The following is a 25,159-nucleotide window of genomic DNA, read 5'->3' as shown; positions in this document are numbered from 1 at the left end:
GAAGATGAAGAGTTTTTCAGAGAGCTACAAGGCAGCAGGTGTTGATGTAACAGCAGGTTATAAGTCGGTTGAACTTATGAAACAGCATGTTGCACGCACAAAAATTGACGGCGTTGTTTCGGGTATCGGCGGTTTTGGCGGTCTTTTTGCCCCAAATGTAAGCGGTATGACAGAGCCTGTACTTGTCAGCGGTACTGACGGTGTAGGTACAAAAATCAAACTTGCTTTTCTTATGGATAAGCACGATACTATCGGTATTGATGCAGTTGCAATGTGCGTAAACGATGTAATTTGCTGCGGTGCAAAGCCGTTATTCTTCCTTGACTATATTGCAATCGGAAAGAACTATCCTGAAAAGGTTGCGGAAATCGTTAAGGGCGTTGCAGACGGCTGTGTTATGTCAGAATGTGCACTTATCGGCGGCGAAACAGCTGAGCATCCGGGTCTTATGCCTGTTGACGAATACGATGTTGCAGGTTTCTGCGTAGGCCTTGCAGACAAGCCGAAGATGATTGACGGCTCAAAACTTAAAGCAGGCGATGTTTTGGTTGCACTCCGTTCTTCGGGCGTTCACTCAAACGGTTTTTCACTTGTAAGAAAAGTTTTTGATATTAACGAAAACACAATCAATAATACATACCCTGAGCTTGACAAAACTTTAGGCGAAACTCTCCTCACTCCTACAAAAATATATGTAAAACCACTCTTTGCTCTTATGAAAGAAGTTGAAGTAAAGGCTGTATCTCACATTACAGGCGGCGGTTTCTACGAGAATATTCCCCGTATGTTAAATGACGGTCTTTCTGCTAAGATTAACAAGAGCGCAGTTCCTGTTCTTCCAATCTTTGACCTTATTCAGAGAGTCGGCGGTATTTCAGAGCACGATATGTTTAATACATTCAATATGGGTGTAGGTATGCTCGTTGCAGTTGACAAAAACGATGCGGATAAGGCTCTTGAGGTTCTCAAGGCAAACGGTGAGGATGCTGTAATCATCGGTGAAGTAGTAGAGGGCAATGACGGAGTTGTAATTGAATAATGAAAAATATTGTTGTTCTTGTATCCGGTGGCGGTACTAATTTACAGGCTCTTATAGACGCATCGGAAAGAGGGGAGATAAAGGGCGGTAAAATCACCTGCGTTATTTCTTCAAATCCGAATGCTTATGCACTTGAGAGAGCCAAGAATCACAATATTGCTACCGATATAATCCGCAGAAAGGATTATGCAAGCCTTGACGAATACGATAAGGCATTAACCGAGCTTTTAAAGTCAAAAAATGCGGATTTGGTTGTGCTTGCGGGATTTATGACAATCCTCGGTACAGGTGTAATCAGAGCGTTTGAAAACAGAATTATAAATATTCATCCGTCACTTATTCCGTCTTTCTGCGGCGAGGGCTTTTATGGACTAAAGGTTCACGAGCAGGCACTTGCAAGGGGAGTAAAGGTGACAGGTGCAACAGCACATTTTGTAAATGAGGTATGTGACGGTGGTCCTATCATCATTCAGAAAGCTGTTGAAATTCAAAACGGCGACACACCCGAAATTTTACAGAAAAGAGTTATGGAACAGGCGGAGTGGAAAATTCTTCCTAAGGCTGTTTCACTTTTCTGCGAAGATAAAATAAAGGTAAACGGCAATGTTACAGTAATTGCCGAATAATTCGGAGGTAAACAATGAAACCAATTTCACTTGAAAAAGAAATATCTTCTGTTACTTACCCGGGCAGAGGAATTGTTATAGGCAGAAGTGCTGACGGCACAAAGGCTGTAATTGCTTACTTTATTATGGGCAGAAGCGAAAACAGCAGAAACAGAATTTTCGTTGAAACCGAGGACGGCATAAAGACACAGGCTTTTGACGAATCAAAGCTTATTGACCCGTCACTTATCATTTACTCACCTGTCAGAAAACTTGACAACAAGACAATCGTTACAAACGGTGACCAGACAGATACAATTTATGAGCTTATGAACGAGGGTGAAACTTTTGAGGAATCACTCCGTACAAGAGAGTTTGAGCCTGACGGTCCTAACTACACACCTCGTATTTCGGGTATTGTAAAGTGCAGCGGCGGCATTATGGAATATGCTATGTCAATCCTTAAGAGTGCAGATGGTATTCCTGACAGCTGTCAGAGATATACATTTATGTATTCCACACCTTTACAGGGCCTTGGCAGATATATTCACACTTATATGGGTGACGGCACTCCACTCCCAAGTTTTGAGGGTGAGCCTACACTTGTAGAGATTGGCAACGATGACATTGATACTTTTGCTGAAAAAGTATGGAATGCACTTGACGAGGACAACAAGGTATCACTTTTTGTTCGTTACATTGACATTGCTTCAGATACGGCAGAGTCAAGAATTATTAATAAGAATAAATAATCTGATTATGAAAGGATGAACTCCAATGAAGGAACTTGCACTTAAATACGGTTGTAACCCTAATCAGAAGCCTTCAAGAATTTATATGAACGAGGGCGAACTTCCTGTTGAGGTACTCAACGGCAAACCGGGTTACATTAATTTTCTTGATGCATTCAACTCATGGCAGCTTGTGCGTGAGCTTAAGGCGGCAACAGGCTTGCCGTCAGCTGCGTCTTTCAAGCATGTAAGCCCTGCGGGTGCTGCGGTAGCTACCGAGCTTTCGGATACATTAAAGAAAATTTATTTTGTTGACGATTTGGAGCTTTCACCAATCGCCTCTGCATATGCGGCAGCAAGAGGTGCAGACAGAATGTCATCATACGGTGACTGGGTTGCACTTTCTGATACTTGCGATGTTCAGACCGCTAAACTTTTGCAGAGAGAAGTTTCTGACGGTATTATCGCTCCGGATTATACAGAAGAGGCTCTTGAAGTGCTTAAGACAAAGCGCAGAGGCACATATAACATTGTAAAAATCGACCCGAACTATGTTCCTGCTCCGATTGAGCATAAGGATGTATTCGGTGTAACTTTTGAGCAGGGCAGAAACGAGCTTAAAATTGACGAAGCTATGCTTATGCAGAACATTGTTACAGAGAACAAAGAGCTTACGGAAGAGGCTAAGCGTGATCTTCTTATTGCTCTTATCACACTCAAATATACACAGTCAAACTCTGTTTGCTATGCAAAGGGCGGTCAGGCTATCGGTGTCGGCGCAGGTCAGCAGTCAAGAATTCACTGTACCCGTCTTGCAGGCAACAAGGCTGACATTTGGTTCTTAAGACAGCATCCGAAGGTTCTTAACCTCCCGTTTGTTGACAATATCCGCAGACCTGACAGAGATAACACTATTGATGTTTACATTTCCGACGATTATGAGGATGTACTTGCAGACGGCGTTTGGGAGCAGTTCTTTAAAACTAAGCCGGAGCCTCTTACACGAGAAGAGAAGAAAGAGTGGCTCGCAACATTCAGCGGCGTTTCACTCGGTTCAGACGCATTTTTCCCATTCGGCGACAACATTGAAAGAGCTAAGCGTTCGGGCGTACAGTATGTTGCACAGCCCGGCGGTTCAATCAGAGATGACAATGTAATTGATACCTGCAATAAGTACGGAATGACTATGTCATTTACAGGCATCAGACTTTTCCACCATTAATCTGCGGGGTGAAGATATGAATATTTTAATGATTGGTTCAGGCGGAAGAGAGCACGCACTTATCAAAAAACTTCTTGAAAGCCCAAAGTGCACAAAACTTTACTGCGCCCCCGGTAACGGCGGTATTTCAAGAGATGCCGAAACCGTAAATATCGGTGTTATGGATAAAGAGGCACTTGTCGCTTTCGCAAAAGAAAAGAATATTGACCTTGCTTTTGTAGCTCCGGATGATCCGCTTGCGGCAGGTCTTGTTGACGCTTTTCAGGCTGCCGGTATCAGAGCTTTCGGCCCTAATGCAAATGCGGCTGTAATTGAGGCATCAAAGGTATTTTCAAAGGATTTAATGAAAAAATACGGTATTCCTACCGCTAAATACGAAACCTTTGATAACGCAGAAAATGCTATTGAATATTTAAAGGCAGAGAATACTGCTCCTATCGTAGTCAAGGCTGACGGTCTTGCACTCGGTAAGGGTGTTATTATTGCACAGACTGTTGACGAGGCTGTTGATGCCGTTAAGTCTATTATGGAAGATAAGCAGTTTGGCGAATCCGGCAACAGAATTGTTATTGAAGAATTTTTGACAGGTCCGGAGGTTTCTGTACTTGCATTTACAGACGGCAAGTGCGTAAAGCCTATGGTAAGTTCAAAAGACCACAAGAGAGCTTACGATAATGATGAGGGACTTAACACAGGTGGTATGGGTACAATCAGCCCGAATCCTTACTATACAGACGAGATTGCAAAGGAATGTATGGACACAATCTTTATTCCTACAATCAACGCTATGGTAGCAGAGGGCAGACCTTTCAAGGGTTGTCTTTATTTCGGACTTATGATTACTCCGAACGGCCCTAAGGTAATTGAGTATAACGCTCGTTTCGGTGACCCTGAGGCACAGGTGGTTCTTCCAAGACTTAAAACCGACCTTGTCGATATTTGCGAGGCAGTTATTGACGAAAAACTTGCTGACCTCGACATTGAATGGGACAACGGTGCGGCTGCCTGCGTAGTTATGGCAAGCGGCGGCTATCCTGTTGCATATAAAAAGGGTATTGAAATGTTCGGTATGGACGAAAACGGTCAGGTAGAGGGCGCTACTGTTTATCATGCAGGTACAAAGTATGAAAACGGTAAATTCTACACCAACGGCGGTCGAGTTCTCGGTGTGACTGCAACTGCTCCTACACTTGATGAGGCACTTGCAAAAGCATATGCTGCGGTTGATAAAATCAGCTTTGAGGGTATGCACTTCCGCCACGATATTGGAAAAACTAAGTGATTATTAATGTGTATAATTCATACTGTAAACAACTTTGAGGATGCAAAAAAACTCATAGATGAAAATCCGAATTGTATAATTCTTGATGTGCGTGAGGAAGAGGAGTATGCAACGGGACATGTGAAAGACGCAGTGCTTTTTCCTGTTGATGATATTACCGTCGAATCGGCAAAAGAAGTTATACCGAGTAAGGATTCTATGCTTGTGGTTTATTGCAGAACAGGCAGTCGCAGCAGAATGGCGGCACAAACGCTGTGCAAGCTCGGCTATACCGATATTTATGATATTGGCGGACTTATTGCCTGGCCTTACGGCTTGATTATGGGACTTTAAAATTACAATTTATTGTATAAATATTCCTGATTTTAATGTTAAGAGGGAGTAATCGGTACGCATTTTTGCGTATAGTATTATCGACATACTGGTGAATTTCACCCGGTAATATTTTAAATGATGAGACTCACAGACAGCACAAAGGAAATGTTTTTAATTTAATAACTTAATTTATAATATTTAAGTTGTTGGCATTTGCAAAAGGTTGTCTGCGAGTCTTTTTGACTTTTTAATGGGGTTCTTTGTCAGAAACGGGGGTAAATTATGGTTTAGCGGAGTGTCGGTCGGGCATTGAAATTTAGCTAACGCTAAATTATTCTCCCCGAAAGCAAAAAAGTTTACTCAATTTTTTCAAAAATTGCGGGTTTGGGCAGCGCCCATAAAATCTTCCGATATAACAATTTATCAGGCGCAAACAGCAAGCTGTTTGGCTATCGTTAGCTTGCATAAACGGAAAGTATTTGTGGGCTTTGCCCACACCCACGACCTTTGAAAAGGTCGACCAAACTTTTATAATTGCTTGACAAAGAATTCCGTTAAACTGTAATTTATAAAATTAACCCAACATTTATAATAGAACCGTTTTAATATTGCATATGAAAAGCGCATAAATTTATATGAAATGTTTTTTGGAGGAATTGGTATGAGCATATTGGATCTTTTTATCCTTGCGGTGGGCTTATCAATGGATGCTTTTGCTGTGTCTGTATGTAAGGGCCTTTCGCTCGGTAAAATTAAGCCTAAACATATGTGCATTGCAGGTGCGTGGTTCGGTGGATTTCAGGCACTTATGCCGCTTATCGGTTATTTTTTAGGCAGCTTTTTTGCAGAGATGATTGAAAAGTACGACCATTGGGTTGCTTTTGTTCTCCTTGCGATTATCGGCGGAAATATGATAAAAGAGTCTTTTGGCAAAGACGAAAAAGTCGATTCTTCAATGGATGTAAAATCAATGCTTTTGCTTGCGATTGCGACAAGTATTGACGCTTTGGCTGTCGGTGTAACTTTTGCTTTCTTGCAGGTTCAGATTGTTCCCGCCGTGTCGTTTATTGGTGTGATAACATTTATATTCTCTGCCGTAGGTGTAAAAATAGGCAGTTTATTTGGTACAAAGTATAAATCAAAGGCGGAATTGTTCGGCGGTATTGTGCTTGTGCTTATCGGTATAAAAATATTGCTCGAGGGCATTGGCGTATTAGGATAAAAATACAAAATTTTTTTAGAAAAAAGTCGTTTGTAATCGGTTATCGCCCTTTACTTTTGATATAAATTATAGTATAATAATCTGTAAAGTAAAGTTAGGCTTTGCTTGGTTACCTAATTAAAAAGGACAGGAGTGCAGAAAGCAATGATAAACGGTGCCGATATAATGGTAAAATGTCTGGAAGCCGAGGGTGTTTCAGTGGTTTTCGGATATCCGGGTGCGGCTATTTGCCCTTTTTACGATTCGCTTTATAATTCTTCAATCAAGCATGTGCTTGTTCGTCAGGAGCAGAATGCGGCTCATGCGGCAAGCGGTTATGCAAGATGCAGTGATATTCCCGGTGTATGTGTAGCAACTTCGGGACCGGGTGCAACAAACCTTATTACAGGTATTGCTACCGCTTATCAGGATTCTATTCCGATAATCGCAATTACAGGTCAGGTACGCAGTGATTTGCTTGGCAGAGATGTATTTCAGGAGGCTGACATTACAGGCGCTTGTGAGCCGTTTGTAAAGCACAGCTATCTTGTAAGCAAAACAGAAGATTTGCCACGAATTTTCAAAGAGGCTTTTCATATTGCAAAAACAGGCAGACCGGGTCCTGTACTTATTGATATTCCTATTGATATTCAGCAGAATGAAATTGAAAAGTTTGAATATCCCGAAACTGTAAATATTATCGGCTACAAGCCGAATACCAAGGGACACATTTTTCAGATTAAGCGTGCGGTTGAGGCTATCAAAAACTGCAAGCGTCCGATTATTGTATCCGGCGGCGGTGTTTTAAGCTCGGGTGTTAAGCCTAAATTTCAGGCTTTTGCCGAGAAAACAGGTATTCCTGTAATTTCCACAATGATGGGAATCGGCGTTATGCCGTCAGAACACGAGCTTTACCTCGGTATGCTCGGTACTCACGGTAAGCCTGCTGCAAACAGAGCTTTGCACGAGGCTGATTTGGTTATTGTGTGCGGCGCAAGACTTGGTGACAGAGCCGTGGCGGCGCCCGACCAGATGAGTAAAAGAACAACTGTAATTCACATAGACATTGACCCGGCGGAAATCGGAAAAAATGTTAAGACAGCTATTCCGATTGTCGGCGATATGATGAATGTTATGGATATGCTCAATGAAAACATTGGCGACTACAAGGTTCAGAACCAGTGGAGTGAGGCTGTTAAAACCTGGAAAAAGGATTTATTCAGAGAACCTCCTAAGTTTGACGGTTATGTAGAACCGAGAACACTTGTAGGTCATTTGAGCGCAATGTTCCGTTCAAAGGCAATTTTGGTTGCCGATGTAGGTCAAAATCAGATTTGGTGTGCAAACAACTTCCGTATTCGTGAGGGAAGATTCCTTACAACAGGCGGTATGGGTACAATGGGTTATTCGGTTCCTGCCGCAATAGGAGCAAAGTTTGCAAGACCGAACAGAGATGTGCTTGTTGTCTGCGGTGACGGCAGTTTTCAGATGCAGTTAAACGAGCTTGCAACTATTGCAGGTAATAACCTTAACATTAAAATTATAATTATGCGTAACTCAAGACTCGGTATGGTGCGTGAGCTTCAGGATAACCTCTACGGTCACAGACACAGTGCAACTATTCTTGAAGGTGATCCCGATTTTCTTAAAATTGCGGAGGCTTACGGAATTGATCATGCAGAGGCAAACTCAAATGAGCAGGCAGAAGAAATCATTAAACATATTGTTGATTCCGACAAGCCGTTCATTCTTGTGTGCGATGTATATCCCGACACTCCGTCGATTTAATGAGGTGTTGTTATGCAATATACTTTATCAATACTTGTTGAAAACCAGGCGGGCGTTCTTTCTAAGATTTCGGGTTTGTTTTCAAGACGAGGATTCAACATTGACTCACTTGCGGTTGGTGTGACTACCGACCCAAATGTATCGAGAATCACTATTGTTGCAAACGGTGACGAATATGTTGTTGAACAGCTTGAAAAACAGCTTAACAAACTTATTCCCGTAATCAAGGTTAAAAGACTTGCCGAAGGTGATTTTATCAGCCGTGAGCTGATACTTATAAAAGTTCATTGTCCTGCTGCAAAGCGTGGCGAAATTCTCACCACTGTTGAGCTTATGCAGGGTAAAATAGTTGATTTCTCTACTACAAGCGTTACCGTTGAGTATTGTGAATGTTCAAGCCGTGTTGACACTTTGGTAGAGTTATTAAAGCCTTATGGTATCCGTGAGATTGTAAGAACAGGTACAGTAGCTCTTGATAAGGGTGCTACTGCAGTGTCCGTGTAATCTTGCAGATTTACATAAATCTTTTTATATAAACCGCATAGCGGTAAGGAGGATTTTTAAAATGGAAAATATGACAGCAAAAATTTTCTATCAGTCAGATTGTAACCTTTCTTTGCTTGACGGCAAAACAATTGCAATCATTGGTTATGGTAGCCAGGGTCACGCTCATGCTCTTAACCTTAAGGATTCAGGCTGTGATGTAATCGTTGGCCTTTACGAGGGTAGTAAGTCTTGGGCGAAAGCAGAAGCACAGGGCTTTAAGGTATATACAGCTGCAGAGGCTGCTAAGCGTGCCGATATTATTATGATTCTTATTAACGATGAGAAGCAGGCAGCTATGTACAAGAAGGATATCGCTCCTAACCTTGAGGCAGGCAATATGCTTATGTTCGCTCACGGTTTTGCAATTCACTTTGGTCAGATCATTCCTCCGGCAGATGTTGATGTTACTATGATCGCTCCTAAGGGACCTGGTCATACAGTAAGAAGTGAGTATCAGGCTGGTAAGGGTGTACCTTGTCTTGTTGCTGTTGAGCAGGATGCTACAGGTAAGGCTAAGGATCTTGCACTTGCTTACGCACTTGGTATTGGCGGCGCAAGAGCAGGTGTTCTTGAAACAACATTCAGAACAGAAACAGAAACAGACCTCTTTGGTGAGCAGGCTGTTCTTTGCGGCGGTGTTTGCGCACTTATGCAGGCAGGTTTTGAAACACTTTGCGAGGCAGGTTATGATCCAAGAAACGCTTACTTTGAGTGTATCCACGAGATGAAGCTCATCGTTGACCTTATTTATCAGTCAGGCTTTGAGGGTATGAGATATTCTATCTCTAACACAGCTGAGTACGGCGACTACATCACAGGTCCAAAGATTGTTACTGAGGATACTAAGAAGGCTATGAAGAAGATCCTTTCTGACATTCAGGACGGTACATTCGCTAAGGACTTCCTCCTCGATATGTCACCGGCAGGCGGTCAGGCTCACTTCCGTGCTATGAGAAGAAAAGCTGCAGAGCATCCTGCAGAAGTAGTTGGTAAGGAAGTTAGAAAGCTTTACAGCTGGTCAAACGAAGACAAGCTTATCAACAACTAATTTTATAGTTTACAGCTTATTTACAGCCTTGGCTTTTGCCAAGGCTGTTTGCGTAATCGGAAAGTATTTGTGGGCTTTGCCCACACCCACGACCTTTGAAAAGATCGACCAAACTTTTATAAAACTTTTATAATTGCTTGATAAAGCAATCAGCTAAACCACAATTTACCCACCATAAAAAAGTACTTTTAAAAAGGCTTGACCTAATTTTTTTATTTTTAGTGACAACTAAAGACTAAATTTACTCATCATTTAGAACAAAAACAAAAACGCAAGGACAAAAGCCTTGCGTTTTAAAATTATTCAAAAAAATTAATATGTATAAATGTAATCGTCAGGAATTTCAAAAGGAGTAATAGGAACAAGATCATTTGGAGTATCGGAATCATCATCTGAGCTGTCATAGTTTGAATCAGTATCAGTTGATTCTGCGGCTGTGTTGCTCTCCTCAGTATAACTGTTGTTTTCAGGTTCAATAACTTCTTCAATCTTTTCTTTGTCTTCGTCAATTATTGTCTGAGCTTCCTGTTCAAGCTTATCCTTTGCTTCTTTTTCTGCCTGTTCAATAGCGTCGATTCTTGCAGAATATTTATCAATCAAATCTTGAATTTTTGTTTTTAATTCTTCAAACTTTTCGCTTGAAAGAACGGCATCTTTTTCGCTGTTGAGTTTATCAAGCAGTGTAGTAAGTTTGTCCTTGCAAGCTTTGAGTTTTGTTTTGTCTGTGATTTTCTCAACCTCGTTTAAAGTGTTGTCGCTAATAACCTTTTCATAGTAGGTCACAAAGTATGATTTCATCTGCTCAAGGTCAGATTGATACTCCTCTTTAATTTTCTCAACAGGCTCATTATTTTTTAGATAGTCAGTCAAATCATTTTCAAGATTTTTGATGATTATAATTCGTTTATCTCTGTCGCTTTCATTTACAAAGGTATCATATTTTCCTTTAATGTCAGAAAGTATCTGCTCTATCTGTTGTTCCTTCAAATTTTTGTTATAAACATTTACACCAACAACTGTGCCTCCTGCAATTAATGCAACAGCAAGAACGCAACAAATTATTATTACTACCTTTTTTGTACTCTTTTTCATATATAGCCCTCCGATTCTATTGTATATCTATAAAAATAAGTTAATTTTCTTTAAAAAATATATTAGCATTTGATAAACGAATTGTCAAGTCTTACGATGAAATATGTATTTTGTTTTTGATATTTTGTCTTGCTATTGACAAAAATACCCAACACAATTATAATTGTAGCAACAGATGTAATGGGGTGTTGGAATGAAAAAATTTGATCCGGCTGTTTATAAAAAGCGTAAATGCGAGTGCCTTGACAAGTGCTTTCAGGCTTTTATGGATAACGGACTTGAAAATACAGGTTTACAGCTTTTGTGCAAATATTGCGGATTTAAAACTAACCAAGCATTATATCACTATTTTGAAAGTAAAGATATGATAATTACAGAATCTGTACAGTATGCAATGATAAAATTTGAACGAGAATTTATGAAGAAAGCACCTCGTTCAAGAGCGGATTTAAAGAATTATCTTGAAAAATTTCCACGCTGGATGCAGAAAAACTACGGCGAGCATATGCGATTTGTATATCAGGTATATACTTCTCCAAAATATAAAAAACAGGGCTATGATTTCTTTTCAGGTATTCCGAAGAGATACGATACATTCATTCATCATATAGCCAAAAACCTTGATGTTTCTTTTGAAAGCATACAAGCGCTGTACTATCTTTACATAACATCAACACTTCAATTTGCACTTTTTAAAGATGAGGTTTACCTTGATGTAGAGGTAAATGCTATTTATAATATGTGTCTTGAAGTTTTTGAGGCAGAGGACAGGAAAAAACTTAACAGCGTTAATACTTAAGTTATAAATTTAAAATTATGATTTAGCAAATTGCTTTATCAAGCAATTATAAAAGTTTGGTCGACCTTTTCAAAGGTCGTGGGTGTGGGCAAAGCCCACAAATACTTTCCTTTTACGCAATCTAACAATAGCCGAACAGCTTGCTGTTTACGCCGGATAAATTGTTATATCTGAGGATATTATGGGTGCTGCCCAAACTCGCAAGCATTTAAAAAGCTTTGACCTAAATTTTAAAATTATTTACCAAAAGTTATGCAATATTTAAATAAATACATCCGTCTGTAAAAAAGCAGACGGATTTTTTATGTTTCGTAAACTGTCCTTATAAAATTTACGAAAATTGTCTATTTTAATAGTGACACTATTGTTGTATAATGGGAACATCACAAGATAAATGTTGAACTGTTCAGAAATTTGAGGCGTGATTTAATGACAAAAAAAGCTGTTTTAATAAATGACCTTTCAGGTCTTGGAAAATGCTCGCTTACTGCGGCTATACCCGTGCTTTCCGTAATGGGTATTCAGGCTTGCCCTATGCCGACTGCGGTGCTTACAAGCCAGACCGGCTTTAAGAGTTTTTACTGCAACGACTGCACCGACAAGCTCGATTACTACACATCGGAATGGAAAAAACTCGGTTTTCAGCCCGACGGCATTTACACAGGTTTTTTATCAAGTGAAAGACAGGTTGATAAAATACTTGATTTCATAAACAGCTTTGAAACAGAGAACACGCTTGTACTTGTGGACCCTGTTATGGGTGACGGCGGCAGAACCTACAGCCTTTTTACAGACGCTCTTGCCTGTAAAATGAAAAAATTGGTGACGGTTGCCGATGTTATTACACCGAATCTTACAGAGTGCTGTATTCTTTGCGATGTTGATTACTGCGAATTTATAAAAAATGCCGACAAGCCCGATTTTATGGACAAAATCGCAGAGCTTGGCAAGAATTTGCTTAATCGTTATGGCGTAAAAATCGTAATAATTACGGGTATTGAGCACAAAGATATTGACGGTACAATGTATGTGCAAAATCTTATTGCATCCAAAGATGAGGTGTTTAGTGTAAGCTGTAAAAAAATAGGCGGCAGCTATTCGGGTACTGGAGATTTGTTTGCCTCGGTAATGTTTTCCGGACTTTTAAGAGGCGACACTTTGAGAGATACCGTTAGTCTGGCAGTAAAATTCATAGAAACTTCTTTGCGTGATACCGTAGCGTTGGGTATTGACCGCAATGAGGGCATTGAGTTTGAAAAACACTTAAAAATACTTTTGTGAGGGATAACTATGGAATCAAATACAATTTCAAAATCTAAGTCAAAAATTAATGTAAAGCTTATTGCTATTACAGCAATGTGTGCGGCTTTGGTAACAGTTACTACTGCGTTTATTAAAATTCCGTCAATGTTCGGATATTCACACGCCGGTGACTCAATGATTTATCTTGCGGCAAGCATTTTGCCCGGTCCTTACGGTATCATTGCCTCATCAATCGGCGGTGCGCTTGCAGACTTGATTTCCGGTTATCCGCAGTGGGCAATTCCTACTGCTATCATCAAGGCTTTTAATGCTGTTCCGTTTGTTCTTTGCAGAATGGCTATGAAAAAACACGGCAAGGACAACAAGATTATTAACTGGTCATCACTTTTAATGCTTATTCCGACTACTATGGTTACAGTCGGCGGTTACTTCATTGCGAACGGCCTTATGTATGGCTTTGAAGGCGCAGTTGCAGAGCTTGCTACTTGGTGGTTACAGCCGGGTATGGGCGCATTAATCTTTATAGTTCTCGGTTTTGCCCTTGACAGAATTGATTTTAAGAAAAAACTTGCTTTAAAATAAGCACATTTGCTTATTTTTGAAATTTGGAGTATAATAAATGGAAAATAGATTTGAATTAAATAAAAACCTTGCGCAGGCTTATTGCTTTTGGCCGACAGCATAGAGAATGATACAAGAAAGTATTTTTGCTCTATGAATATTGAGGCCGTAAGAAATGCCTATGGCAGACAGCTCGGAAGTTTTTATGCCGAAGACAGCTTTGCAAACGAAGGAAAAATTCCTATGACTTTTATACGAGCTCCGTATATAAGCCGAGTTGGCGACGGTGTAGAAGTTCTTGCTCAAGTTGACGGAAAAACAGTAGCGGCAAGGCAGGGGAAACAGTTGGTAACTGCTTTTCACCCTGAATTAAATAATGATTTAACCGTACATATTTATTTTATAAAAATGATTAACGGTGAAATATAATGTATTTATAAGGGAGAAGAAAATAAATGGCTGACATACTTTATGTTTATAAAACATCAATTTATGCTAATCTGACTAACAAATGCCCGTGCAGATGTACTTTTTGTATTCGCAATAATACCGATGCAATCGGTAATGCAGATACACTGTGGCATAAGCACGATCCGAGCATTGAAGAAATTAAAAAAGCTGTAGATGATTTTGATTTTACAGGCTTTAAAGAACTTGTGTTCTGCGGTTACGGCGAGCCTACCAATGCTCTCGATAATCTTATTGCTACTGCGCAGTATGTCAGAGAAAAGCACCCGGATATTAAGCTAAGACTTAATACAAACGGTCTTGGTGATGTTATAAACAAAAAGCCCGTTGCAGAGATTTTGTCAAAATACATTGACTCTGTATCAATCAGTCTTAACACCTGTTCGTCAGAAAAATATGACGAGGTGTGCAGACCTGTATTTGAAAATGCATATGAATCAATGCTGAAATTTGCGACAGACGCAAAAAAATACTTTGGTCACACTCAATTCTCAATAGTCGATACTATTCCACAGGAAGATATAAAGGCTTGTCAGAAGATTGCTGACGATATGGGAATTCACCTTAGAATAAGAAAATATTCCGCTTAAAAAAATATAAACCGCTCATTGACCTTTTGTGTCATTGAGCGGTTTTGTTGTGTTTAAATTTAAAATTATGGTTTAGCGGAGTGTCGGTCGGGCATTGAAAATTAGCTAACGCTAAATTATCCTCCCAAAAAGCAAAAAGGTTTACTCAATTTTTTCAAAAATTGCGGGTTTGGGCAGCGCCCATAAAAATTTTCCGATACAACAATTTATCAGGCGCAAACAGCCACGCTGTTTGCGTGCTTGCACCGAATTTAAAAAAACAGGCGGTAGCCTTTTAGAAAAGAATTTGCTTATTTATTGTTTAATGAATGGCTTTTTTGTTGCTATCGCATTTAAGGGCATTCGCCGTTGTGTTCAAGCCGCCAAACAGCTCGCTGTTTGGCTATCGTTAGATTGCATAAACGGAAAGTATTTGTGGGCTTTGCCCACACCCACGACCTTTGAAAAGGTCGACCAAACTTTTATAATTGCTTGGCTAAACTGTGCACTAAACCATAATTTATTCCAATTTTTCGATAAAAAGCCAAAAGCAATCCCTCCGAAAATATCGGAGGGGCCGCTGCGTGACTATCGAATATTTAATTAATATCTTAATTATCACCAAGTACCTACATTATAGCCTTTATCTGTCTTTGTTGTTTTAGCATAGTAATTGGTGTCTTTTGAACCTGTGTTAATATCAACAGTCTGTGAAGAACCGTTAGTAAAGATTACGCTGTCGCAAGAAGTCGGAACAGTCAATGTATAAACTTCCTGACCGTGGTCATTATTCTCTACGAAATTCATTTTTGTGCCCGGCCAAGCAACTTCACCCTGACTGCCGCTTGTCCAATAATAACAGTAAATTGTACCGTCCCAGTTAAGTGAGTTTGCAAATGTTACTGTGTATGTACCGCTTGGAGTTGTTGTAGGCTCTGTTGTCGGTTCTGCAGTTGTAGGCTGTGCTGTAGTTGGCTGTGTTGTCGGTGCCGCTGTACTTGCTTGTGTTGTTGGCTGTGTAGGCTGTACAATATACTTATACTGACCTACTAAACTGCCGTCTGCAATATTATGAACTAAGTACATCTGAACAAATGTAGCGTCAATTACATCAACACTGCCGTCATCATTTGCATCTGCCGCAATAAGCTGTTTATCTGTCAATGTTGACTGCTCACTGATAAATAACTGTATAACAGATACATCATTGATTGAAATGTTGCCGTCTGTATCAACATCGCCTATCAATACTTTATCAGACGGTGTTGTAGGAATTTCTGTTGCAGATGTTGACGGCTGTGCTGTGGTAGGTTGTGTAGTCGGTGCTGTTGTAGGAACTTCACCTGAATCGTAAAGATATACAACATTGATTACGCCTGAGGAATAATTGCCTGTTGCATTTAAAGGAGTAATTACATTTTTACCTGCAACGGCAGAAGTTGTGTATGTGTCGCTTGAAGTAACCTTTGTTTTCTCGCTTACAACATCAGAGGCAATCTTTTTGCCTGTTGCAATATCAATATGGCTTGTAATTACTGTAGCGGCAAATGTGATAGCGCCGTTATTAATCCATACTTCGCCGGATGCGGCATAACCGCTTGCACCCTGCCCCGGCTCCTGAGCGATATTTGAAGTTGGGTGGAACATTACATAGCAAGCAGATGCAGGAACTGTACATTTGTACCAACCGTCGCCCTCGCTTGTCATTACTGTAGCGGTATTCCATTCGCCTGTCGGATTTTTACCGTCGTCTGTATATGAATAGCAACGAACATCTGACCAGCTTGACGGCTTTTTGTAGTGAACTACTGTGCTTGTAGAATTAAGCTTTTTGTACTTAAATGTAATAGTTGTGTCAGTACCCGAGAAAGTACCGCTTGTGTTTGCAGGGAAACTATCTGTATCAAGCTGATAACCCTGAATTGTTGCAGGACTTACAGAGTATTCATCTCCGCTTCTCATTTTGTTCTTAACAGAGTCTTTAACCTTTGTGCCGTTTGCATTTACATAGTTTACTGTAAGGTAACCTGAGGAAATACCTGAAGATTTGTATGTAAATGTTACAGTGTATGTCTTGCCGCTTTCAACTTTACCTGTTGTTGTGCCTGTTGTATTAACAAGATTATAGTCATAAAGAAGTGTTGTATCAGGTAAAGCACGGTATGTTGTACCTGTCTTATAAGTAGCTGATGTGCTCTTTAAAACATTGCCGTTTTCATCAACATGGTTTACCTTAAGTGTACCGTATGTAGGCTCTGCATTCTGAAGATTACCGAATGTAGATGGCTGAACAAGTACGCAAGTACTTCTTGCAGGGATAGAATATGATTTGCCCGAAACTGTGCCAAGACTTTCAAGTCCTGCCTTTGTGCCGTTTGCAACAACTGTCCAGCCGCTGCCGTCAAGACCGATTGTGCAAGCCTGTGTACCGCTGTTTACGAGTACGCAAACCTTGCCCCACTCGCCGGCTGTGTTATTGGAATATGTATAAGCAACAACATTGCCGTATGATGACTGGAATGTAGGAGTTGAGAAGTTACCTCCCTTGAGCGGTGTGTAATTCTCTCTGATTTTAAGAAGGCCCTTATAATAATCGGCTGTTTCAGAATATGTCTTTAAACGAGTCCAATCAATGGCATTGATTGAATCGGGTGATTTATAACTGTTGTGGTCGCCCTGCTTTGTACGGCAGAATTCCGAACCTGCTGTCATAAATACTATGCCCTGTGAAGTCATGAGAAGTCCCATTGTGGCTTTCATCTGATCTGTAAGCGAAGAGGAAGTAGAGTTCCAATCCTTACTGCCGTTACTAAGCACCATCTTATCCCACATAATAAGGTTATCGTGGGCATCGGCATAAGCAATTGTCTGTGAAGGAGCTTTTGCACCGAAGCACTGACCCTTTACACCGTTTACAACTGTGTTAGTTTTACCATTATTACCCTGAATAAAACCGGTTGATGCTTCGTTTGTACCACCCTTAATAGCATCACGGTATGAGTCGCAGAACATACCTACTCTTGCATCAAGCTGAGAAGCTTTGCTCTGAAAACAACCGTCGCTGATTGCGGTTGAACCGCCTGTCCAAGGCTCACCGTACATAAGAATCTTCTTACCCGAACCGTCCGAATAAAGGTTATCAAGACTTGAACGAATCTGATTCATAGTAGCAATGTCGTGAATTCCCATAAGGTCAAAACGGAAACCGTCAATGTGGTACTCGCTTGCCCAATAGAGAATTGAGTCGATCATATACTTTCTGTACATAAGTTTATCGGATGCAGTTTCGTTACCGCAGCCCGAACCGTTTGAATAAACGCTTGAACTTGTTTTTCTGTAATAGTAGTTAGGAACTGTATCTGTAAAACATGAACCCTCTGTTACATATGTATGGTTGTAAACAACATCCATTACAACGGAAATACCTCTGTCATGAAGTGCCTGAATCATCTGCTTAAATTCAGTGATTCTAACATTACCGTCATATGGGTTAGAAGAATATGAACCCTCGGGAACATTGTAGTTTACAGGGTCATAACCCCAGTTTCTGTTTGTTGCCGAACCTGTGATTGTTTCATCGACAGAACCGAAATCATATACAGGCATAAGCTGAACGCAGTTAATACCCGACTTTACAAGATAATCAGCAGCAGTTGATACAGAGCTTGCGCTTGTATCCGAATTAATCTTTGTGCCGCCCTCGGTAAATGCGAGGTATTTACCCTTGTTGTCATCACTGACGCCCGAAGTGTCCGAAATTGAGAAGTCACGAACATGAACTTCCCAAACAACTGCCTCCTGTGCATTGTTGAAAAGAACATGGTTATCGCTGTCCCAACCGTCAGGGTCTGTTGAATCAAGGTCAACAACCATTGAACGGTTACCGTTTACACCTGTTGCTTTTGAATAAACATCCTGTGTTTCGTTTGTTGTACCGTTTACGGTAACAAGATAAGTATAGTATATGTTCTTAAGGTCACCGTTTACAGTAACCGACCACATACCTGTAGAGCTGTTCTTTTTAAGGTTATAAGTGCCGAGAACAGCTGCACCTGATTCGGAATCGGAACCTGTTGCATAGAGTTTAACCTTTACGGCAGATGCCTCCGGTGACCATACCTTAAACTCTGTTGAGCTTTTGCTGTAGTTTGCACCGAGATTCTGTTCGTTGTAAGCATTGCTTGCATAATTTTCAAGATAACTTGCGTTGTAGTAATTACCTGCCGACACTGCTTCGGTATCTGTGGTTGCCGCTGTTGTTGACAACGATGTCATACCAAAGAGCATTGTAGCGCTAAGTAAAACTGCAAGCGTCCTTTTTAAAAACATTTCTTTCTCTCCTTTTTTCAATTTACTTTATGTATCAGTAATTAGATTTTAGCAAATTTTGCAAAGCTTTAATTTCTTTTACAGAAAATAAATAAGCACATTAAAACAAAGTTTTACTGTGCTTATTGTGCATAATTAACAAAATTGTTTTCTATCCAAAAAATCAGTCAAAATCAGTAATAAGCTGCATATCAGCCGAAAACACAGATTTAACGGAAATAAGTATTTTCTTGTTCTATACGCAAGAAATATCATTGCATTTAACACGGCACAGCAACAATAAATACAGAACTGATTTAATTATATATGACAGCGTTCACTAAGTCAACACATTTCAAACATTTGTTCCGAATATTATTTATGTAATTAACAAATTTGTATAGCATTTTAACTATAATAATCGTCAATGATATTTTTTGTGGTGACAAATCTATACTTTTTTGTTTATTTCTGTATCTGAAAAATGACAAAAAATTTACAATAAATCTACATAAAAAACAAAATTGTATTTTGTTTAAATATACAAAGATAAATATATACCTATACTTTTGTGCGTATTTGCCTTGACTTTTATCGTAAAACGATGTATTATCTTGCTTAAGGGTGATTAGTAATCACAAAGAAAGGTTACTTTTATTTTATGTTACTGTTCAGAATTAATACTTATTCTAACAATGCTAATATTACCTACGGTATTGATGTAATTGACAAAGAGCGAACTGTCAGGCAATATGCCAATCTGTCCGATAATGCGGAGGAGATAAAGAAACTTGTTATTCTTTGCAATTCTCTTGATATTGAGGAATGTCACATTGACGATATAGTAGAAGATTTTTTAACTGATTTCAAAACATATTAATATAGCTATTTTCTTGCAGATGTGTTATACTTATATCATAACTTATTAGGGTGATATCAGTGATATGTAATTTATGTCCAAGAAAATGCAATGCACAAAGAAGTGAATCAAGCGGCGGCGGCTTTTGCCGAATGGGAACAAATCCCGTAATAGCGAGAGTTGCACCTCATTTTGGTGAAGAGCCTTGCATCAGCGGAGCAAACGGCAGCGGTACAATTTTTTTCAGCGGTTGTACTCTCGGTTGTGTTTACTGCCAAAATTACGAAATTTCTTCTTTACACAGAGGCAGAGAAATTACACCGCAGGAGCTTGCCGACTGTTATAAACGACTTGAAGAGCAGAATGTTCATAACATCAATCTTGTTACAGCAGATCATTTTGCGCCTGCAGTTGTAAAAAGTTTTGAAATTTACAAACCGAAAATTCCGATTGTGTATAATTGCAGTGGTTATACAAGTCCTAAAATCTTAAATATGCTTGACGGAATAGTTGACATCTATCTTCCTGATTTCAAATACAGCAATAATGAGCTTGCACTTAAGTATTCACTCGCACCAAACTATGTAGAAACTGCAACCGTAGCAATTAAAGAAATGCTGTTTCAGGTTGGGTTTCCACAGTTTGATGACCGACAGATGATGCAGAAAGGCATAATAGTAAGACATCTTATTCTTCCGTCACACACAAAGAACAGTATGGAAGTTCTTGATATTCTCAAGAAAAACTATGGCAATCAGATTCTTGTCAGCCTTATGGGGCAGTATATCCCCATGGGCAACGCTAATAAATATGAAAAGATTAACCGTAAAATTACAAGGCGGGAATATCAGAAAGTAAAAGATTACTATATGATGCTCGGCTTTGACGGATTTACACAAGAACTTGACTCTGCCGACCGTAAATATGTTCCCGACTGGGATTTTTAATATTGTGTAAGAATCAAATTTATTGATTAATATCGACATTCATAATATAAATCAAATTTTTAAGCGACAGTTAGTTTATGCTGTCGCTTGTTTTTATTCGGTTAATTCTTGTTGCCATTCAATTTTATGCGTGTTATAATTTAAAAAATTACAGAGTATCAGGGAGTTATTATGGACACATTACTTACCCTTGGTTTAAACCTTGTTTCTTTAAGCCTAACGATTATAAGTACCGTTGTATTTATACAAAATTCATACAGTCAAAAGATGTCACGATATTTTACCGCCTGTCAGATTTTAATTATAAACTGGATAGTATGCCATATTTTTGACATTTTCACCACAAACCTTTCGGTAAAAATAATTCTCAGCAATATCGGCTACTTCTCTGTATGCACTATAGGAACTGTGTTTTTGATTTTTGCTTTGCATTACACAAAAGCCACTACAGTAAAAAGTAAAATTTTTAAATCAGCCGTATTTCTTCCGTCAACAATTCTCTTTTTACTAAAAATCACAGATCCTATTTTTCATTTATTTTTTAAAAGTTATCAGAGCAACGAAGTAATCGGCGGAAACGGATTTTACATAACGGTTGCATATAATTACTTGTTGCTGATAATATCCGTTTGTTTAATGGTAGGAAAAAACATTAAATCTTTTAAAGAGAATTTCCCGCAGATACTTTTGATTTCGCTTTCGGCAATAATTCCCATTACTTTCAACTTAATTTCTTTGCTTGATGTTTTTTCAATAAGATATGATTTTACTCCTGTATCTTTTTCAATTACTTCTTTACTGATATTTTTAGCTGTTTATAAATACGAATTTATTACCATTCCCCCGCTTACCGTAAAATATCTTATGAGCTCAATAAACGAAGGAATAATTGTTACAAATCAAAAACATAAAATTACCTATATTAATGACGCAGTAAAAAAAGCCTTTAATTTTGATGACAGTATTTTACATAAAGATTGTATTACAGCATTTATGCGTATTGCGGAAATCACAAACAGCGATATTTCAAAATTCAGCGATTTACTGAATAAGAACTCAGGTTCATTAGATGTTTCCGTTTCGGAAAACAACTACTTTGAAATCAGCAAAATGCCCGTTTGCAACGAAAAAAGAACCGTATCCGAAATATTTGTTTTTTATGATGTAAGTACATATTATATGCTGAATAAAAAACTGTCAGAAAAAAATCAAGAACTTACAAAAGCAAATACACAGCTGGCTAAGATGAATGTAATAGAAAAGCGACTTGCCGTTGAAAAAGAACAGACAAGGATTGCACAGGAACTTCACGATTCTGTCGGTCACGGACTTGTTTCAATTATGACATTGCTAAAGCTGTCGCTGATTGACAAAAACAATTCTAATGAAAATACAAAAAAGGCTTTGCAAGCCTCAGAATTATTACTTAATGATGTAAGAAAATGCGTTGTCGGCATTAAAACAGATACAAAATCAAGCATTTCTGCCAGAATACAAGATTTTATATGTTATTACAATTCAGGAAACAGCTGTATTGAATTTACTGAAATGGGCGAAGAAAAATCATATCACGGTTTTGCATCCGACACAATTTTCAGCGTTGTTCGTGAGGCTGTCACCAATTCAATCAGACACGGAAATGCAAACAAAATTGAAGTTATACTTAAATTTTCAGAGAATTGTATCAGACTTTATATAATTGACGACGGTACAGGCTGTGATAAAATTGTTCCTGATTTCGGACTTAAAGGAATGAAAGAAAAGATTAATTCTATCGGCGGAAATATTGAGTTTTCTTCATTACCCGGTAACGGATTTTCCGTAAAGGCATATATTCCCGTGGAGGTGATAAATTATGATTAATGTTATAATTGCAGACGATGATGAAATTTTCAGAAACGGTTTAAAGATAATTATTGAACAGGACAAAGATATAAAAGTATGCGGTCTTGCAAGTAACGGAAATTCGGCATATGATTTATGCAAAACAGAAAAGCCCGACATTGTACTTATGGATATGCAAATGCCGTATTGTGACGGCTCAAGTGCTACTTATAAAATAAAGCAGGACTTTCCGAATATTAAAGTGCTTGTACTAACCACATTTGACGATAAAGCCACAGTAAGCAAAGCGTTGACAAGCGGAGCAGACGGATATGTGCTCAAAGATGTAGATGAAACAAAAATAGTTAATGCTATAAAAAGCACGATGCTCGACATAAATGTTTTTGGAAAAACTGTTTTTGACAGCATGAAAGAAAAACTTGTTAAAAATAATACTCACACAGTAAAACTTACAAACAGAGAAACCGAATTGCTTGTCAATGTGGCAAAAGGACTTAGCAACAAAGAAATTGCTAAAACTATGTTTTTATCGGATGGAACTGTGCGAAACAATATTTCTGCACTTCTTTTAAAACTTAATCTAAAAGACAGAACTCAACTTGCTGTTTATGCAGTAAAAAATGATTATATTTAAAAAGATTAACGGCTCATTTTAAATTTATTGAAATGGGCCGTTTTATCGTAAAAACAGTGACAAATGTCATCTATCATTATATTCTTTTATATGCTATATTAATGGCATATAAAAGAAGTGTAGGTGATGTTATGAAAAAGCAAAATAAAAAATTACTGTTAGGTCTTGCTGCCATTATGTTGGTATCCTGTTGCATATTTATTTTTATCACTCAAGGTTTTTCGGGTACTCACAGATGGGGCGGTTTTCAGTACGAAAACGACAAATATTATAATAACAATACCGCTACCATAACAAAAGCATACTATCCTAAAAAACAAATGGTTATTCCCTCTACAATCTGTTTTTATAAAGTTCGGGCTTTGGGCGGTTATGTTTCAAGTCGCTCACTATGGGGTGTTCACAGAACCGGAATGTTTGAGAATGATAAAGTTGTCGAAGAAGTCATAATATCAGAAGGTATTGAATCAATCGTTAACGGATGTTTTCATAATGCAATTGCCTTAAAAAGTTTGGAATTTCCAAGCACAATAAAAGATATATCCGTTACTAATTGCAAAAATCTGACAAGTGTAAAATTTTCAGAAAATACAGTTGAAATAGAAGATTTATCATTTCAAGATTGCTCTTCATTGGAAAAGATTATTCTCCCTGAAAATATCGCTTGCGACGGTATATCCAATGATGCTTTTTACAACTGCACATCTTTACAAGAAATAAACATACCCGATTCAGTAACCCGTATCAATTATTGGGCATTTTATAATTGTGTTTCGCTAAAACAAATTGATTTATCAAAAAATATTACAGAAATATCTAAATGTGCTTTTAGCAAATGCTCCGGTTTAGAAAAAATATATATTTACGAAAAATGCACCTCAATAGCAGACAATGCATTTGACGGGTGCTGCAAGTTAACCATATACGGAATAAAAGGTTCATATGCAGAACAATATGCAAACGAGCACAATATACCTTTTGAAGAATTAGATGCAACAATTGAGTTTCTAAACAAGTGAGTAACTGTTTGTTGATATAATTTTATTTCATCTAAAGAATAGGAAGTGAGATAATGCCAAAAACGAAAATAATTTCGAGCATTATAGCTTTAGTTTTAGGTCTATGCGTTGTTGTATTTACTATTGCATATTTTAGTATTAACGGAAAACACAACAGAGAAGGATTTACATTTGAGGGCGACTTTTTCAATGGCACTGCAACATTAATAGGAATGGAAAATCCGAATGAGGTTGTAAAAATTCCCCAAACTATATCATTTTTAAAGGTTAAGAAATTAGGCGGTGAAGAAAAAATCGGCGGAATTTTATTCAGTACAACTTTCGAAGGGATGTTTGAGGGAAACTCAACGGTAAAAGAGATAATTATACCCGAAGGTGTGGAAATTGTAGGAGACGAAGCAATTTCCGGCTGCGAGAATTTAGAAAGAATTATCTTGCCGAATACGTTGACAGAGCTTGAGATTAGAAACTGTGATAAATTAGAAAAAGTTGATATTCCCGGGTCTGTAACAAGTCTGTCTTTAACAAATTGCGTCAATTTAAAAGAAATAAATTTTGTTGACGATGGTACGATTATTAAACGTTTTTGCTTCCAAGGCAGTGGCTTGGAAGGAATAATACTTCCAAGCCGTTTAGAGATGATACCTATGATTGCATTTAGCGTATGCGAACAGTTAGAAACCGTCAATATACCACAAAGCGTTACGAGTATAGAATCTTACGCTTTTGAGTGGTGTACTTCACTTGTAAGTCTTGAACTTCCGAATAATATTGAGAGTATAGGTGCAGGTGCGTTTAGAGAGTGCAGTTCATTAGAAAAAATTATTATTTATGATAAATGTACTCTAATTTACGATGATGCTTTTAACGGATGTGACAAACTTACAATCTACGGAATTAAAGGCTCATATGTTGAGCAATATGCCAATGAACACAATATACCTTTTGGAGAATTAGATACAACATATGAGCCTACAAATTAGCAAGTAGCAGTTTGTTAAAGGTCAGCGGAATATGC

The 25,159-nt window shown here is 38.5% G+C and carries 24 protein-coding genes; 22 read left to right on the top strand and 2 right to left on the bottom strand.

The genetic code is table 11. The features are described from left to right. Nucleotides 1-4 precede the first annotated feature (4 nt). The 10 genes from purM (at nt 5) to ilvC (ending at nt 9,777) form a co-directional block, all read left to right on the top strand. Complete coding sequence (gene purM, locus KGF34_RS05845; RefSeq protein WP_022234216.1) at nt 5-1,039, top strand: phosphoribosylformylglycinamidine cyclo-ligase; 1,035 nt, start codon at nt 5-7, stop codon at nt 1,037-1,039. Next, complete coding sequence (gene purN / locus KGF34_RS05840) at nt 1,039-1,665, top strand: phosphoribosylglycinamide formyltransferase (RefSeq protein ID WP_022234217.1); 627 nt, start codon at nt 1,039-1,041, stop codon at nt 1,663-1,665. The genes purM and purN overlap by 1 nt, the downstream gene beginning before the upstream one ends. A 14-nt stretch (nt 1,666-1,679) precedes the next feature. Next, nucleotides 1,680-2,396 (top strand): IMP cyclohydrolase, encoded by a 717-nt coding sequence (locus tag KGF34_RS05835; protein WP_252558356.1) that lies wholly within the window; start codon nt 1,680-1,682, stop codon nt 2,394-2,396. A 25-nt stretch (nt 2,397-2,421) separates the two neighbouring features. After that, nucleotides 2,422-3,597 (top strand): phosphoribosylaminoimidazolecarboxamide formyltransferase, encoded by a 1,176-nt coding sequence (locus KGF34_RS05830; RefSeq protein ID WP_022234219.1) that lies wholly within the window; start codon nt 2,422-2,424, stop codon nt 3,595-3,597. 16 nt (nt 3,598-3,613) lie between these two features. Beyond that, a complete protein-coding gene (gene purD, locus KGF34_RS05825) occupies nt 3,614-4,879 on the top strand; it encodes a phosphoribosylamine--glycine ligase (protein WP_022234220.1) in 1,266 nt (421 codons plus the stop codon). Nucleotides 4,880-4,885: 6 nt separating this feature from the next. Continuing rightward, nucleotides 4,886-5,212 (top strand): rhodanese-like domain-containing protein, encoded by a 327-nt coding sequence (locus KGF34_RS05820; RefSeq protein WP_252558355.1) that lies wholly within the window; start codon nt 4,886-4,888, stop codon nt 5,210-5,212. A gap of 643 nt (nt 5,213-5,855) precedes the next feature. After that, complete coding sequence (locus KGF34_RS05815; RefSeq protein WP_252558353.1) at nt 5,856-6,416, top strand: manganese efflux pump MntP family protein; 561 nt, start codon at nt 5,856-5,858, stop codon at nt 6,414-6,416. A 144-nt stretch (nt 6,417-6,560) separates the two neighbouring features. Beyond that, entirely contained in the window at nt 6,561-8,183 is a 1,623-nt protein-coding gene (ilvB, locus tag KGF34_RS05810) for a biosynthetic-type acetolactate synthase large subunit (RefSeq protein ID WP_252558351.1), read from the top strand. Nucleotides 8,184-8,195: 12 nt separating this feature from the next. Then, nucleotides 8,196-8,687: an acetolactate synthase small subunit gene (gene ilvN / locus KGF34_RS05805; protein ID WP_022234016.1), complete on the top strand. Its 492-nt coding sequence runs from the start codon at nt 8,196-8,198 to the stop codon at nt 8,685-8,687. A gap of 52 nt (nt 8,688-8,739) precedes the next feature. Beyond that, entirely contained in the window at nt 8,740-9,777 is a 1,038-nt protein-coding gene (ilvC, locus tag KGF34_RS05800; protein ID WP_289780782.1) for a ketol-acid reductoisomerase, read from the top strand. Nucleotides 9,778-10,089: 312 nt separating this feature from the next. On the opposite strand, the gene KGF34_RS05795 is transcribed toward ilvC, so the two are convergent. Next, nucleotides 10,090-10,869 (bottom strand): hypothetical protein, encoded by a 780-nt coding sequence (locus KGF34_RS05795; protein WP_252558350.1) that lies wholly within the window; start codon nt 10,867-10,869, stop codon nt 10,090-10,092. Between the two features lie 193 nt (nt 10,870-11,062). On the opposite strand from KGF34_RS05795, the gene KGF34_RS05790 reads away from it, so the two are divergent. The 6 genes from KGF34_RS05790 (at nt 11,063) to KGF34_RS05765 (ending at nt 15,136) form a co-directional block, all read left to right on the top strand. Next, nucleotides 11,063-11,668: a TetR/AcrR family transcriptional regulator gene (locus KGF34_RS05790; RefSeq protein ID WP_252558349.1), complete on the top strand. Its 606-nt coding sequence runs from the start codon at nt 11,063-11,065 to the stop codon at nt 11,666-11,668. Between the two features lie 429 nt (nt 11,669-12,097). Beyond that, nucleotides 12,098-12,949 (top strand): pyridoxamine kinase, encoded by an 852-nt coding sequence (locus KGF34_RS05785; RefSeq protein ID WP_252558347.1) that lies wholly within the window; start codon nt 12,098-12,100, stop codon nt 12,947-12,949. A 9-nt stretch (nt 12,950-12,958) separates the two neighbouring features. Continuing rightward, nucleotides 12,959-13,513, top strand: coding sequence for an ECF transporter S component (locus KGF34_RS05780; RefSeq protein WP_022234021.1), 555 nt, complete (start codon nt 12,959-12,961; stop codon nt 13,511-13,513). 81 nt (nt 13,514-13,594) lie between these two features. Then, complete coding sequence (locus KGF34_RS05775) at nt 13,595-13,921, top strand: hypothetical protein (protein WP_289780769.1); 327 nt, start codon at nt 13,595-13,597, stop codon at nt 13,919-13,921. 26 nt (nt 13,922-13,947) lie between these two features. Next, a complete protein-coding gene (locus tag KGF34_RS05770; protein WP_252558343.1) occupies nt 13,948-14,550 on the top strand; it encodes a TIGR04100 family radical SAM protein in 603 nt (200 codons plus the stop codon). A gap of 169 nt (nt 14,551-14,719) precedes the next feature. Beyond that, nucleotides 14,720-15,136 carry a hypothetical protein gene (locus KGF34_RS05765; protein WP_252558341.1) on the top strand — a complete coding sequence of 139 codons (417 nt, stop codon included), beginning with the start codon at nt 14,720-14,722 and terminating at the stop codon, nt 15,134-15,136. An 11-nt stretch (nt 15,137-15,147) separates the two neighbouring features. On the opposite strand, the gene pulA is transcribed toward KGF34_RS05765, so the two are convergent. Then, complete coding sequence (pulA, locus tag KGF34_RS05760; protein WP_252558340.1) at nt 15,148-18,858, bottom strand: type I pullulanase; 3,711 nt, start codon at nt 18,856-18,858, stop codon at nt 15,148-15,150. A gap of 640 nt (nt 18,859-19,498) precedes the next feature. Between pulA and KGF34_RS05755 the strand changes: the two genes are divergently transcribed. The 6 genes from KGF34_RS05755 to KGF34_RS05730 all read left to right on the top strand — a co-directional run bounded on the left by KGF34_RS05755 (nt 19,499) and on the right by KGF34_RS05730 (nt 25,124). Beyond that, nucleotides 19,499-19,717 (top strand): DUF6514 family protein, encoded by a 219-nt coding sequence (locus KGF34_RS05755; RefSeq protein ID WP_117705419.1) that lies wholly within the window; start codon nt 19,499-19,501, stop codon nt 19,715-19,717. 59 nt (nt 19,718-19,776) lie between these two features. After that, nucleotides 19,777-20,643: a radical SAM protein gene (locus tag KGF34_RS05750; protein ID WP_252558339.1), complete on the top strand. Its 867-nt coding sequence runs from the start codon at nt 19,777-19,779 to the stop codon at nt 20,641-20,643. Nucleotides 20,644-20,814: 171 nt separating this feature from the next. Next, nucleotides 20,815-22,506, top strand: a complete 1,692-nt coding sequence (locus KGF34_RS05745) for a histidine kinase N-terminal 7TM domain-containing protein (protein ID WP_252558338.1) — start codon at nt 20,815-20,817, stop codon at nt 22,504-22,506. Next, a complete protein-coding gene (locus KGF34_RS05740) occupies nt 22,499-23,122 on the top strand; it encodes a response regulator transcription factor (RefSeq protein ID WP_249377260.1) in 624 nt (207 codons plus the stop codon). Before KGF34_RS05745 ends, KGF34_RS05740 begins: the two co-directional genes overlap by 8 nt. A 101-nt stretch (nt 23,123-23,223) precedes the next feature. After that, nucleotides 23,224-24,141: a leucine-rich repeat domain-containing protein gene (locus KGF34_RS05735; protein ID WP_252560187.1), complete on the top strand. Its 918-nt coding sequence runs from the start codon at nt 23,224-23,226 to the stop codon at nt 24,139-24,141. A gap of 53 nt (nt 24,142-24,194) precedes the next feature. Continuing rightward, nucleotides 24,195-25,124, top strand: coding sequence for a leucine-rich repeat domain-containing protein (locus KGF34_RS05730; RefSeq protein ID WP_252560186.1), 930 nt, complete (start codon nt 24,195-24,197; stop codon nt 25,122-25,124). Nucleotides 25,125-25,159 lie beyond the last annotated feature (35 nt).

Source organism: Ruminococcus sp. FMBCY1, assembly GCF_023921805.1.
GTDB lineage: Bacteria > Bacillota > Clostridia > Oscillospirales > Acutalibacteraceae > Ruminococcoides > Ruminococcoides intestinale_A.
The sequence above is the reverse complement of the archived record's forward strand: the minus strand, read 5'-3'. Positions and strand labels throughout refer to the sequence as shown.